General features: G+C 61.8%; 4 protein-coding genes. 1 reads left to right on the forward strand and 3 read right to left on the reverse strand.

Annotated features, from left to right (window positions below; all coding sequences use genetic code 11):
• Window positions 1-107: 107 nt before the first annotated feature.
• Window positions 108-12596 carry a filamentous haemagglutinin family protein gene (locus tag K5E37_RS19265; RefSeq protein ID WP_221534856.1) on the forward strand — a complete coding sequence of 4163 codons (12489 nt, stop codon included), beginning with the start codon at window positions 108-110 and terminating at the stop codon, window positions 12594-12596.
• Between the two features lie 49 nt (window positions 12597-12645).
• Here the strand turns inward: K5E37_RS19265 and K5E37_RS19270 are convergent, their stop codons facing one another.
• The 3 genes from K5E37_RS19270 to K5E37_RS19280 all read right to left on the reverse strand — a co-directional run bounded on the left by K5E37_RS19270 (window position 12646) and on the right by K5E37_RS19280 (window position 14315).
• Complete coding sequence (locus K5E37_RS19270) at window positions 12646-12939, reverse strand: type II toxin-antitoxin system RelE/ParE family toxin (RefSeq protein ID WP_311776187.1); 294 nt, start codon at window positions 12937-12939, stop codon at window positions 12646-12648.
• Window positions 12920-13114: a stability determinant gene (locus K5E37_RS19275; RefSeq protein ID WP_221534857.1), complete on the reverse strand. Its 195-nt coding sequence runs from the start codon at window positions 13112-13114 to the stop codon at window positions 12920-12922. Before K5E37_RS19275 ends, K5E37_RS19270 begins: the two co-directional genes overlap by 20 nt.
• Window positions 13115-13367: 253 nt before the next feature.
• Window positions 13368-14315, reverse strand: coding sequence for a transporter (locus tag K5E37_RS19280; RefSeq protein WP_221534858.1), 948 nt, complete (start codon window positions 14313-14315; stop codon window positions 13368-13370).
• Window positions 14316-14517 lie beyond the last annotated feature (202 nt).

The raw sequence follows: 14517 nt of genomic DNA on the forward strand, positions 1-14517 counted from the left end.
TTGTGTGACATCCGTTCGGTCGCGCCCCTCGCCAACTGCCTATGACGTAACAGCAGGTTTTTGCATGCCTGCGGCCTTGTGTGGCAATCAAAAAGGATCTCGTAGTGATGCTCGCTCGCCCATCCCGTCGTCGTACCAGCGTTCTGTCCTCCAAGCGTGAAACCGTCGAGCCGTCGCAGTGGTTGCTCAAACCGTTGGCGCACGCGGTGGCGTTGTGTCTGGTGGCGGGCAGCGCGCAGGCGCAGACGGCGTTCAGCTCGGGCTGGTTTGCTGCCAAGGGCGCGGCGCAACAGGCTGCGGCGGCGCGTCCGAGCGTGGGTGGTTTGCCGGGGATGACACCGCCGCTGGCCCAGCAGCAGAAGGCCAATGCGCAGTTACAGCGCTCGATTCAGAGCCTGAACAACACGGTCGCTGCAATTGCCGCGCAACAGGCGGCGCAGGCGGCCGGGCGCGCCGCCGCGTTGGGCACGGTGCAGTTTGTGCCGGACGGTCTGGGTGAGGGCGGTCTGAAAGTCGACAACAGCCTGACCCAGGGCTGGCAGAACGCGAAAGGCCCGCAGCAGACCCAGGTCGATGGCAAGACCACGGTGAAGATCGAGCAGACCGCCGACAAGGCAATCCTCAACTGGGAAACCTTCAACGTCGGCCGCAACACCACGGTCGATTTTGCCCAGCAGTCGAACTGGGCAGTGCTCAACCGGGTCAACGATCCAAACGCCCGGGCCAGCCAGATTCAAGGCCAGATCAAGGGCAACGGCACGGTGATGCTGATCAACCGCAACGGCATCGTGTTCAGCGGCAGCAGTCAGGTGAACGTGCGCAATCTGGTAGCGGCAGCGGCGAACATCACCGATATCCAGTTCCGTGATCGGGGTCTGTATTTCGACAGCACCGGCAGTCAGCCGACCTTCACCGATGCGGCCGGCAAAGTGCTGGTGGAGCGCGGCGCCTCGATTGAAACCCATAAACCGTCGGCTTCCACCGATGCCGGAGGCTATGCGCTGCTGCTCGGCAACGAAGTGCAGAACGACGGCAGCATCAGCACTGCCAAGGGTCAGACCGTGCTGGCCGCCGGTGACCGTTTCTACATCCGCAAGGGCTCGGGCACTGAAGGCAATGCGCTGTCGACCACCTTTGGCAGTGAAGTTATTCCGGGCTTCAAGGCCGGTGCTGTTGCGGGCAGGGTCAGCAACAACGGGCTGATTCAGTCCGCTACGGGCGACATCACCCTGACCGGTCATGAGGTGGTGCAAAACGGCGTATTGCTCGCCAGCACGTCAGTGGCGACGCGGGGCACGATTCACCTTTCCAACCCGAGCACCGATACCAACGGCAGTGTGACGCTGGGGCAGGGCAGTGCCACGGCGATCATGCTCGACAGCAGCGACATGACCGCCCTCGACAGTCAGCATCAGGCCGCGCTGACGGGCGTCACGGCCAACAACCGGATCCGTGGCGACCAGTCGCGTATCGAGATTTCGAGTGGCGGCAGCGTCGAGTTCCAGAGCGGCTCCATCACCCTCGCCACAGGCGGCCAGGTCGCGGTCAGCGCGCAGCGTCGCAGTCTGGTGCGTGACGGCGCGATGATCGATGTGTCCGGTGCCATCGGCGTCAAGGTGGCGATGGAAAACAACAGCATCAAGATCAACGTGCAGGGCAACGAGCAGCGTGATGCGTCGGTCAACCGCGAGAAGGGCGCGCTCAACAGCAACGACATCTGGGTCGATGTGCGCGATCTGGTGTATGTGCCGGCCGGCACCAACGGCTATGCCACGGATCGCTGGTACACCGCCGGCGGCTTGCTGGAAGTCGGTGGTTATCTCGGCACCCAGGGTCACAGCGTCGGCGAGTGGATGGCGCAGGGTGGCACGGTGAGTTTCGCCGGCAACGACGTGGTCACCGAAAAGGGTTCGCTGATCAACCTGTCCGGCGGCACCCTGGATGTACAGAGCGGGCAGATCCGCCAGAGCTGGCTGCGTGGCGCAGACGGGCGCTTGTACGAAGTCTCTCGTGCGCCGGGGGATCTGCTCTACACCGGCTTGTACAAAGGTTATGAAGACAACAGCGAGCGCTGGGGCCAGACCAGCTACTTCTACAACCCGCTGATCGCCCCGCGTTCGCGCTTCGAGTCGGGTTACACCGTGGGCCGCGATGCCGGGCAACTGGTGATTTCCACTGCCAGCGCCGTGCTTGATGGGCAGATGATCGGTGATGTGTATCAGGGCGAGCGGCAGAATCAGGCACCGAAACCGGTGCTCGACGGTTATCAGCAGAGTCAGACCGCACTGGCCCGGCGTGCGCAATTGATTGTCGGCAGTTACGACCCGACCTTCGTCGCGGCGTCGAACGGTCTGCTCTACACCCTCAATCCATTGCTCGATCAGGTGCAGATCGGTGGCACGCGCCCGGTCGCCGGCAATGATCTTGACTTGACCGGCGCGGTGTCCGATACCCGCAAGGGCAAGCTGTATCTCGACAACGATCAGCTCAACGGATTCCGCCTCGGTGCGCTCAAGGTTTCGGCCAAGGACCAGATCGCCGTTGACGGTGCGCTTACGGTCGACAGCGGTGGCGACATCACCCTCTACGCCCCGGATGTGCAGGTCGGCGCCGATCTGACTGCTCGCGGTGGCAGTCTGCGCCTGGGCAACGTACTCAATCAGTTCAATGGCGGTACAAATACCGACACTCGCCTGGCGGCCAAAACCGACAAGGCGACACAAACCCGCATCGCCGAAGGCGTGCTTCTCGACACCCGAGGCCTGTGGAGCAACCTGCGCACCAACCCGGACGATAACGCCAGCCTGGCGTATCTGAACGGTGGCCTGATATCGGTCCGCAGCAGCGGCGATATCGACGTCGCTGCCGGCAGCCTGCTCGATGTCTCTTCCGGTGGTGCCGTGCTTGCCAATGGCAAAACCCGGGGCGGCAAGGGCGGCGACCTGACGCTGGAGTCGAGCGCTATTTCTGCACCAGGCAAAACCCATCTGAACCTCGATGGCGAACTGCGCGGGTACGGCGTCACGGGTGGCGGCACCCTGACGGTGCAGGCCAACAAAATACTCGTCGGGCAAACGGATAAAGCCCTGGCGGACAACACCCTGCTGCTGTCCGCTGATCTGTTCGACAAGGGATTCTCCGCCTACAACCTGATCGGCCTGAGCGGACTCGAAGTTGCCGAAGGCACCGCAATCGACGTGACCATGCCGGTCTACCGTTTCGGCGATGCGGCACCGAACGAGATCAGCGGCGTTGATCCGCGTACGGCGCTGGAGCTGTGGACTCCGACGCTGTTCCAGGAAAACCCGACCAAGGGCGTTCTGACTCAACGCGCCGGTGCCAGCCTGACGTTGCAAGGTGGCGCGACATTGGACGACCTGATCGATGCCGCTAACAGCACCCTGACGCTGGGCCGTGGCTCGCGCATCAGCGTCGACCCGGGACAAAGCATCAAACTGCGTGGCGCCGGGCAGATCACCGTCGGTGGTGAGCTATATGCAAGGGGCGGCACGATTGACATCCGTCAGCAACAGTTCGGCTCGATCAAGCCGGCGACGTCCATCCTGGTTGCCGATCCGAAGGCCCATGACCGTTCGATCTGGATCGGTGAGCAGGCCGTGCTGGATGTATCCGGCCAAGTCAGTACCGCAACGGACGTTCTGGGGCGCACCTATGGCCAGGTGGGCAAGGGCGGCAGCATCGTCATCGGCGGCGAGATCGACTCGAAGCTCGCCACAGCCACCGCTGCCGATGCTTACGTGATCGTACGACCAGGCGCACGGCTGGATGCCTCGGGTGCAGAGGCGTTGCTCGATATCGCCGGCCAGGGTCCGACCCGCATCGCCACTGACGGTGGTCGCATCAGCCTGAGTTCTTACAACGGTCTGTTCATCGAGGGCAGTCTGCGTGCGGTGGCGGGTGGTCTCGGGGCCGCTGGAGGACGTCTGGACATTGCCCTGGAATCACCGTTGTACGCGGACTCTGCGGACAACAAGGTGCGAGCGCCAAGGGAGATGATCATTGCTCAAGGCGCGCCTGATCAGCGATTGGGATCGGATCTGGAACCCGGCCAAAGCGCTGACGGTTTGCGCTATGGGCAGGCGCGCTTGAGTGCCGATGGTTTGATGAGTGGTGGTTTCGATAACCTGAGTCTGCTCAGCAACGGTCTGCTGTCGTTCGACGGTGACGTGAATCTGCACATGAATCAGAGCCTGAGCCTGTATGCGGGCGCCTTGTCTCTGGCCGAGTCGTCGAACGATGCAACGCGTGTCGATGTCAGCGCACCCTATCTGCGCCTGTCCGGAGTCGGCACCTACTACGGCATCGTCGGTAAGGTTCGACCTCAGGCAACACTCAATCCGACGACCCGACTGTCAGAGGCCAGCTTCAATGCATCAGCGAATCTGCTGGATCTGAGCAACGGTCTGTCGTTCGGTACCCAGGGCGTGATCCGGCAAGTCAGCGGACCTGCCGCTGAATACAGCCGAAGGGCTTTTGGCCAGGTATCGCTCGACAGCAGCGGTGATCTGCGTTTCCTGGCACAGACCGATGGCGCGGAGAAGACCCGCCTGTGGACGCCGGGTGACTTGAGCCTTGGCGCTGCACAGATTTATCCCGCCAGCGGCGTCCAGGCTGAAGTGCGTGTCGGTTATCAGGGCTCGATTACGGCGCCGGCGCACACGTTGCGCATCAGCGGACGGGGTGCGGCGCCCGTTGCATTGCCGTACTCGGTGTTCGGCAAATTAAGTCTGTATGGCGGATACGTCGAGCAGGGAGGGGTGATTCGCGCACCGCTGGGCCAGATTTCCCTGGGTGACGACCTGCTGACCCAGACCCGCGAGGTTCATCTGCTTCCCGGCAGCCTGACCTCGGTCAGCGCTGACGGCCTGGTCATGCCGTATGGCGGCACCACCGATGGCATCGACTACCTTTACAACGGCAAGTCCGTCGCCCTTGAGGGGATCACGGGCGAGAACACAGGCGTGGCAATCCGCTCGCAATTCATTGACGTACAGAGCGGCGCGATCATTGACCTTTCGGGCGGTGGCGATCTGCGCGGCGCCGGTTTCGTTTCCGGGCGTGGCGGCTCGACCGATGCGCGTTTCAACCCGCTGGTACGCAACGCCGCTGACGGTACGTTCAGCTTGCCGGGGCTGGCAAGCAACCCTGTCTACGCCATTGTTCCGGGCAATCAGAGTACCTACGCGCCCGTGCTCGCCGAAGCCGGTGCGGTGGACCCGCGTATCGGCCAGCAAATCACCCTTGGCAGCGGTGTGCCGGGGCTGCCGGCGGGCACTTACACACTGTTGCCTTCTACCTTTGCGCTGCTGCCTGGCGCGTTCCGGGTCGAGGTCAATGGTCAGGCCGCGCCAGGCGCGACGGCAGGCTCTTTGCAAATGCGCAATGGGTCGTGGACCAGCAACGCACAGATGTCGATTGCCAATACCGGGCTGCGCGACAGTCTGGCCAGTCAGGTCATTCTGACGTCGGCGGACGTGTTGCGCCGTTATTCGCAGTACAACGAAACCGGATTCACTGCATTTATCCAGAGCGACGCCGCGCGCCGTGGCGTGCCAAGGGCGTTGGCATCGATGGATGGCAAGACGCTGGATTTGCGTCTTGTCGCGGGTGGCAAGCAAGACATTGCGCTTCAGTTCGCGGGTAGCGCGTTATTCGCGGCAGCCGAAAATGGCAGGGTTGGCACAGCGGTGGTACGCAGTGGCAACGCCGGCGCAGATTTTGAAATACTGGGTGCAGGGCATGCACCCACCGAAGGTTTCAAAGGCGTCTCTCTCTATGCCGATACCCTGAACAACCTGAATGCAGGACGTCTGACCGTCGGTGCAATGCCGAATGTGCGGTACACCGTGGAAGGTAATCTCATCGGTTTCCTGGGTGATAACTCCAGCATCGTTCTGCGTGAAGGGGCCGTGTTGTCGGCGCCGGAAGTCCTGTTGCGCACAACATCGGGCGGCGGCGGGATAACGGTCGAGGCGGGGGCGGGCATCAATACGCTGGGACGCGGCAATGTCGCCTATGACTCCGCGGATGGCTATCTCTATAAACCGGGGGCCGCCAGCATGTTGTTGGTGTCCAACGGCTGGACCAACGTGCTGGCACCCGACCTCGGCAGCGGCGGCAACGTTCGTATCGGCACCTGTGCGTCGGGCGCATGCAGCAACCCGGCGCTGCTTTATTCCAATGGCAGCATTACCGCCGCCACCAACGATCAGTTCGAACTGGGTGAGACAGTACGTTTCGGTACCCGACACCTGGCGCTCGCCGTTGGCGCGGTGAATGTCGGTAATGCAGCGTCGCTGGCGGCGGCAGGCAACCGCGTACCCAATGGCCTGGTACTGAACCCGACTGTGCTTGACCGCCTGTTACGCGGCGACACCCAGTATGGTGCGCCAGCCCTTGAAACCCTGAGCCTGACCGCTCGCGATGCAATCAACTTCTTTGGCAGCGTGACCCTCGATACGCTGGATCCGCAGACCGGTCAGAGCAAGTTGCAGAATCTGTTACTCGTGACACCCGCGATTTACGGCTTGGGCGATGCCAATGATGTGGCGACCATCCGTACCAGCAATCTGATCTGGAACGGTGCCACTCAAAACCCGGGCACGGTGATCAAAGAGGGGGCCGGCACCGGAAAGGGCACGCTGGATATTCAGGCGCAACGCATCGAGCTGGGTTACGGGCCGATGCCACAACCCAATGGTCTGGATCAGAACAATCGTCTGGCGCTGGGTTTTGCCAACGTCAATCTTAGCGCCAGCGACCGTATCACCGCCAATCACAAAGGCAGCCTGGCGGTTTATCAGCAGCAGGGCGTTTACGACCCGGTCAAAGGCTACACCTACAGTGGCGGCAATCTGAATCTGCGCACACCGTTGCTGACCGGTGAAGCGGCATCGGTCAGTCTGCTCAAGGCCGGCAACAGCCTGACGCTCAGTGGCGCCGGGGCTGTCGGGGTGGCCAATGCCCTGGGGGCGGAGTTGAATCTTGAAGCCCGCAACGTCGTGCTCGACAGCCGTATCGCATTGGCCAGCGGCAAGCTGACGGTGAAGTCCGAGGGCGATCTGACCCTGGGCAGCGGAGCCGTGCTGGATATGGCCGGGCGCACCTTGCCGTTCAACGATGTCAGCAAGTACAGCTGGGGCGGCGATGTTTCGCTGTACAGCGCCAACGGCAATATCCGTCAGGCCGCGGGCTCGCGCATCGATCTGTCGGCGCAGAACAATCAGGCCGGCAACCTCAGCGTCGTCGCATTGGCGGACGCAGCCGGGATGGTCGACCTGCAAGGCGAGATTGTCGGCGGTAGCAGCGGTTACTACGACGCCGGGGGCACGTTGGTGCCGTACAAGGCCGGGGGCGTGGACATTCGTGCTCAACGCCTGGGCGGTGACGCCACTGAGCAGTTCGCGGCGCTCAATCAGCGGTTGAACGCAGGTCAGGTGTTCGGCAGTCGCAGCCTGCAACTCAAGCAGGGCAATCTGGTGATCGGCGACGGTCTCAAGGCTGGCGAAGTCAATGTGTCGGTGGACAATGGCAGCCTGACGGTGGCCGGTCTGATCGATGCCAGCGGTGAACGTGTCGGCAGCATTCGTCTGTCGGCGAAAAACGGTCTGACCCTCGCGGGCAACAGCGTGCTCGATGCCCATGGTCGCGTGCTGCGGGTGGACAGCTACGGCAAGATCATCGATGCGCCGAACCGTGCCACGGTCGAACTCGGTTCCGGCGATGGCGTGCTCACGCTGGGCAGCGGCGCACGCATCGACCTGCGTCACGGCACCGATGCCGTGCCCGGTTTCCTCGCAGGGCAACATGACGGAATGCTGCGCGGCATGCTGGAACTGAACGCGCCACGCCTGGGCAGCAATGACATCGCCATCGACGCCAGTGGTGCGCTGACCATTCAGGGCGCGCGTTCTATCGGGCTCAATGGTGTGCGCCGTTACACCGATGCCCGTGATGGTGTCGATCAGGCCGTCAGCGGGCGGCCTTATCAGGTCATCGATCAAGCCATGCTCGATCGCATTCACGGTGACAGCAACAACTTCATCAACGCCGCGCTGGGCAACAGTGATCTGCTGCAACGCAAACTGGCCGGGCTGAACAACGCCACCTACGCCGATGCATTCCATCTGCGGCCGGGCGTGGAAATCGCCAGCAAGACTGCCGACGGTGATCTGGTGGTGGAGGGCGATCTGGACCTTTCGGGCTATCGCTACGCCAGTCTCAATCCGCACACGCGGCTGAACCCTGCCGTTTACGGTTCAGGGGAGGCTGGCAGCCTGGTGATCCGTGCCGGCGGCAACCTCGATATTTACGGCAGCATCAACGACGGCTTCGCCCCGCCACCGGAAACCGTCGATGATGCCGGTTGGAAACTGATTGCCGGTGTACAGCCGTTTGGCGGCGATCTGATCGTTCCGGGCACCGGTGTTTCGCTGGCCGAGGGGACGAGGTTCCCGGTGGGTGCAACGCTGAACTATGACGTGGCGATTCAGAGTGCGACCTTCGCCAGCGGTACGTTGCTGCCAGGTCAGGTGACCTTGAAAGAATCCTATACCTTCAGCGCCGGTACGGTGCTGGCTGGCGCCATTCACGACCAGAACGGCAATCTGCTGTACGCCGCAGGAACATTGCTCAGCGACAGCGTGACCATGCCAGCCACTACGCGTCTGGGTGCAGGCATTCGCCTGAACAAGGCGACCGCACTGGACGCGATGACCTGGCCCAAGGGCGTGCCGCTTCCCGGGACTGTCGATGCAGACACCGGCAACACTGGCGGCGTTCTGTTGAGCGGTTCACTGGCCTTGTTGCGCGGGTCGCTGATTCCGTCAATGACGGACGTGAAGCTGGCCGACGGTACGTCACTGATCGAGTTGCGCCCGTTCAATGGTACGCAGCAGGGCAAGAACTGGGCAGTGGCGAGCATGTTGCCGTCGGGCAGTGCGTCGTGGTCGATGCGTGTGGTGGCCGGTGCCGATCTTGAGGCCGCCGATAACCGCATGGTCAAACCGGTGACCAGCGAAGGCAATTTGCGACTGGCGGATACGCACTATGGCGTGACGGTCACTCAAGGTGCCGCGAAACTGGTCTGGGCCGTCGGCAACCAGTATGGCTTCCCCGCCTATGAACCGATCCCCGAGGAGTACCTGATTCTGTGCGAGATCGGCCCTGGCGATTGCGCGCCGATGGCACGCTGGGTCTGGGCACCGGGCAGTGGCATGGGCGCCGATTACGAGCCCGTTCCGGATGACTACCTGATCCTCTGCGAACTGATGCCGGAATTGTGCCTGGAAAACAATCCGCAAAAATCCGCCAAGGCTCACACCCAGATGTTCAGTGTGCTGCGCACCGGTACGGGCGATCTCGACTTGATCGCGGCGGGCAATCTGAGCATGGACTCGCCTTTTGGTGTGTACACCGCAGGGACGCAGTCGGCCAATGTCGATCCGCTCTATAACCAGCCACGCGGGCACCTTTCCGATACCAACTCGGTTCTGGGCAGCACGGGGGCCGACTACGAAAAATGGGTCAACGGTGGTACTGACAGCCTCTATCAGGCCTGGTACCCACAGCTGGGCGGTAACCTCACGGTCAATGCCGGTGGATCGATTTCCGGCGACTCGGTAGGGCATAAAGAGCAAACCACTTCCGGCGGTTTCCGCGACCAGATCGCCAGCGTCGCCGTCGGTAACTGGCTGTGGCGCCAGGGGACGGGCAGCGCCGATGTTCCAACCGCCTGGTGGATCAACTTCGGCAGTTACATCACTCAGCCGATACCGAACTCAACCAGCACCGATCCGTACCTGGTGGGGTTTACCGGTTTTGGTACGCTGGGCGGCGGCAACATCAGTTTGCGCGCCGGGGCTGACGCGGGCCTGTTGAAGCCCATGGGCGATTCGCGCAATTACCTGCGCAGTCAAGGGCTGATCGTGGCAGTCGGCAGCACAGGCAGAATCGGCAGCGATGGTAGCGTGCAGATGACCGGTGGCGGTGACATGGATATCCGCATAGGCGGTCAGCTCAACCCGTCGCTGCAAGCCCGGGCGGGTGATACCGGCACGGCGCGACCATTCCACGATCTGCAAGGTGCGCTGATCAACCTGCGCGGCGCGGCACAATTGAGTGGCGGGGCTGTGGGCGGAATTGATCTGCAATACGGCGCGGCCTCGCAATTTAATGACCCGCGGGAGACGCGCGCTTTCGATCCGTTTACTTCCACGCTCAGCAAAGCTTCCGGTGGCCTGGTATTGATTCCCGGCGACTCGGGCATGAGCCTGAGCACCCGTGGCGATCTGGTGTTGGGCGGGGCCGGCGATCCGGGGCGAGTGAGCCTGCAGAACGCAACCCCTGTTTTCGACAGCAATGGGGACACCAGGAGAGGCGGGATCCTGAGTGGTTTTTCGTTGTGGACCGACCATACGGCGATCGACCTGTTCTCGGCAGGGGGCAATCTCACGCCCAGTACGCAGATCGCAGAGTTCGACGGTTCCAACAATCTGATCACTGGGCGAAACACTTCGCCTACGGACGGCCGGTTCGTCTATCCCTCCATCCTTCGGGCAGTGGCGGGGCAGGGGTCCATTTATGCCGGTCCGTCTGCCGCTTTTGACGGCGGACTTGGCAACAACCCGTTTAAAGCCTATTCGTTGCTGCTGGCGCCGGCGCAGTCAGGTCAGCTGGAATTGTTGGCGGGTGACTCGATCTACGCGGGTGGCTATGCGATCAATCAATCCGGTGCCAGTCCTTTGGCCATCGCTACACCATTCAATCCGGCGTTCAATCGCTTTGATGCCAATTCGCAAGGAACACTGGTGGCCAGCAATTACAGCCGCGACGGTGTTGTTCCGGACGGAAACACGCGTTACCCGTTGTTCGCATTCGGTCCCAACAGCTATTCGGGATTGAGCAATGTTCAGCAGCCTGCACGCTTCTATGCGTTGACCGGTGATCTGGTGGGTGTACGCACAGGTGAGACCTTGAATTTCGAAATATCCAAACGTACCTGGTATGAGGCCGCCGGGCCGGTCTGGATGATCGCCGGTCGTGACATCGTCGCGTCAGGGACCAATCTTGGACAGCCAACCTCCGTGCAGCCCGAAGAGATGGGTATCAACCGCGAAAACATCACGTCCACCGGCAACCTGTTCGTCCACAATGACCCACGAGACGTATCGCGGGTGTCGGCGGGTCGCGACATTCTCTACAGCAGCTTCGATATCGCCGGGCCCGGTGTCCTCGATATCAATGCAGGGCGTAACATCCTCATGGAAAACCGCGCCAGCATCACCAGCCTCGGCTCGCTGGTCGCAGGCGATAAACAACCGGGCGCCAGCGTGGTATTGCAGGCGGGGGCCGGGGCGCAAGGTCCGGATTATTCGCGGTTCATCACCCGTTACCTGAACCCGCAGAACCTCGCCGACCCGAATGCGTCACTCAACGGGCAGCCAGGCAAAGTGGTCAAGACTTACCTCGACGAGCTGCAGAGCTGGCTGACCCTCGGCTACGGTTTCAGCGGCAACGCAGAGCAGGCGCAAGCCTTCTTCGCCGCGTTGCCAAGTGCCGAGCAGGCGATCTTCGCCCGCCAGGTGTACTTCGCCGAATTGCGAGCCGGTGGCCTGGAGTACAACGACGCCGATGGCCCGCGCAAAGGCAGTTACCTACGAGGTCGCAACGCCATTGCTTCGCTGTTCCCGACTACCGATGTGGCCGGTAATCCGATCCGCTACGACGGCGACATCACTCTTTATGGCGGCGCCGGGGTCAAGACGCTGTTCGGCGGCGATATCCAGATGCTCACACCGGGCGGTGGTCAGGTGTTCGGCATTGAAGGCGCGGCGCCGCCGTCCACGGCGGGGATCATCACCCAGGGTTCGGGCAACATTCAGCTCTATTCCCAGGGCAGCATTCTGCTGGGGCAGAGCCGGATCATGACCACCTTTGGCGGTTCGATTCTCGGCTGGTCCGCCGAGGGCGACATCAACGCCGGTCGCGGCTCGAAAACCACCGTGGTCTACACCCCGCCGAAACGCGTGTACGACACCTGGGGCAACGTGACCCTTTCGCCATCGGTGCCGAGCACCGGCGCCGGTATCGCCACGCTCAACCCGATTGCCGAAGTGGCGCCGGGGGACATCGACCTGATCGCGCCGCTGGGCACCATCGATGCGGGCGAGGCGGGGATTCGCGTCTCGGGCAACGTCAACATTGCCGCGCTGACGGTGGTCAACGCCGCCAACATCTCGGTGCAGGGCAAGGCGACCGGTGTGCCGGTGGTTTCGGCGGTCAACACCGGGGCGATCACCTCTGCCAGTTCCGCTGCATCGTCGGCAACCCAGGCGGCGGAAGACGTCGCCCGTCAGCAACAGGCCGCGTCGCGCCAGAACCAGGCCTCGGTATTCACCGTGCAGGTACTCAGCTTCGGCAACGAACAATTGGCCCCGACCCGAGACGGCGCCAGCCGCGCGCCGACGCCGGGCTACAACCCCAACAGCCCGGTGCAGGTGCTGGGCGCCGGGGCGCTGGATGAACAGGCGAAACAACAGCTGACCGAAGAGGAGCGGGGACAGCTGACGTTGTAAAGGACTCTCGTGTAGTACGCTTCGGGCGGCCATTTGGCCGCCCTTTTTTTTATGTTGATGAGATCCGTGGGTATTGTCGTCGGGTGTGGACTAACGTCAGTATTTTGATGCGCCCGTTCACTCGATAGACCAGCAGATAGTTTGGATTGACTACCATTTCCCGAGTGCCTGGCGCTCGACCGGATCGGTAACCGTAGGGAATTGATGAAAGCCTTTGCGTTGCTGCACCAACCTTGTGCTGCAGAGCCACTGAAGCGTTTGAGTTGTATTGTTCAACGTAATCGATAATGTCAGCCAGATCGTCCAGAGCTTGATCGCTCCATTCAAGCGGCAGCGCGTCGATTCTTGCGTCTCTCTTCTAATAACTGGTCGAGCCGCACCATGGCTTCCTCATGGGGAATGCCCGGGCGAGGATCATCCAGTACAGCCTGCACCTTGGCACGAAACCAGCGATCGTAGCTCTCGGCCTCTTCTTCGGATTCGAAGTCAGAGTAATACGGGGAAAGTAATAAGCTCATAGTGATCTCCGTGATCAATTTCAGCAGTTTAAGGGGGAATGGTCCATTGTCGTCACTGGCAGACGATGCACCCCATAAGCCCTTGAAGAACCATGGGATAACGAAGCCCAGTATCTGCAAGCACCCCTTTGAAATCTGCCGGACGTTTCCCACCGTTGTCCGGCAATCTCGACCGCCGCTGTAGGCCTATTCCTACCTTCTGTTTTTCAGGTTTTCAGCCTACAAATCCGCGCACGCCTTCCTACAAACGCACTCAGAACGCATACGGAATACTCACCTTCGCCCACAACATTTCCCCCTCCGGCCGGTTCTCTACGTCGAACTCCTTGGCCCAGCGAATCTCGGCGCTGGCGTACTTGAGGAAGGTGAAGTGCAGCGCCGGGCCGATGGCGAACACCTTGCCGCGTACGCCGTCGTTCACGTCTTCGCCGGCGAACTGCACGGTGTGGCCGAACTGTTTGTCGTCGGTGGTCTGCTTGAGGTAGTAGCCGTTGATGCCGAGCATCAGGTCGTCGGTGATCTTGTAGCTGGCCGAGTAATCGAAGTGGAAGATCTGCCCGGACTTGTAGTCGGTGTCCTTGTTCTTCTCGTTGAAGCTGTAGGTGGTCTTCATCGACACCTCGGTGCGTTCGGTCGGCAGCCAGGTGAAGGAAAACAGCGGTCTGTAGGTGTAGAAATTGTTGCTGGTGTTGGCCAGGCGATCGACGCTGTATTCGCCGGTGGGCACGGTGATTTCCACGGCGGCGCCGAGGGTCAGGTCCTTGCCCATGTCCCACAGGATGATCGGTGCGATGGTGGTATCGCCCATGCCTTCGCGGGTGTCGCTCAGGCCGAACACCGAGACTTCCTGCTTGAGCCACGGCTGGGCGATGTAACCGGCCAGGCGCCCGCCGAAGATCCGCACCGGGCTCAGGTAGTCGAGACGCGGGATCACGGCAGTGGACTCGATCTCGACATTCGGCACCTTGCCGCCGAACGAGCTGATGTTGAGCTTCCGCGCCTTGTAGTGGTTGTAGTAGAGGTTGAAGGCGACCATGTTCTCCGGAAGGCTGTCGACCTCCATCGGCAGCATGAAGAAACCGTCGGTGCCGGGGCCGATGTTGTCGACGCCGGCTTCGGTGGCCAGCGCCGGCAGGGTCGCGGCGCAGCCGAGCAGGCTCAGCGCCAGTCGCACAGGGAATGTCGCGCGGTTCGGGGTCATGTCCGTCCTCATTATTATTGTGTTTGGGCGCAACGCCGGCACGCAGGGCGCCCGGCCACTATAGAAATAAGCCCTTGGCGCACGTCAGGGCAGGGTATTGGCGGACACGGAAGGGGACTTCTGCGGACAGCCCGTCAACCCTGTGCTAACTTCCTTCGACATAACCGGTTACAAAAATAACAATTCAGCGTGATCCGGAATG

It is taken from the genome of Pseudomonas sp. RIT778 (assembly GCF_019718735.1).
In the GTDB taxonomy this organism is placed as follows: Bacteria; Pseudomonadota; Gammaproteobacteria; order Pseudomonadales; family Pseudomonadaceae; genus Aquipseudomonas; species Aquipseudomonas aphyarum.

Excerpts from the sequence above, each read along its gene's own strand:
- K5E37_RS19265 (WP_221534856.1), top strand. The coding sequence starts at position 108 with ATGCTCGCTCGCCCATCCCGTCGTCGTACCAGCGTTCTGTCCTCCAAG.
- K5E37_RS19275 (WP_221534857.1), bottom strand. The coding sequence starts at position 13,114 with ATGAGCTTATTACTTTCCCCGTATTACTCTGACTTCGAATCCGAAGAA.
- K5E37_RS19280 (WP_221534858.1), bottom strand. The coding sequence starts at position 14,315 with ATGACCCCGAACCGCGCGACATTCCCTGTGCGACTGGCGCTGAGCCTG.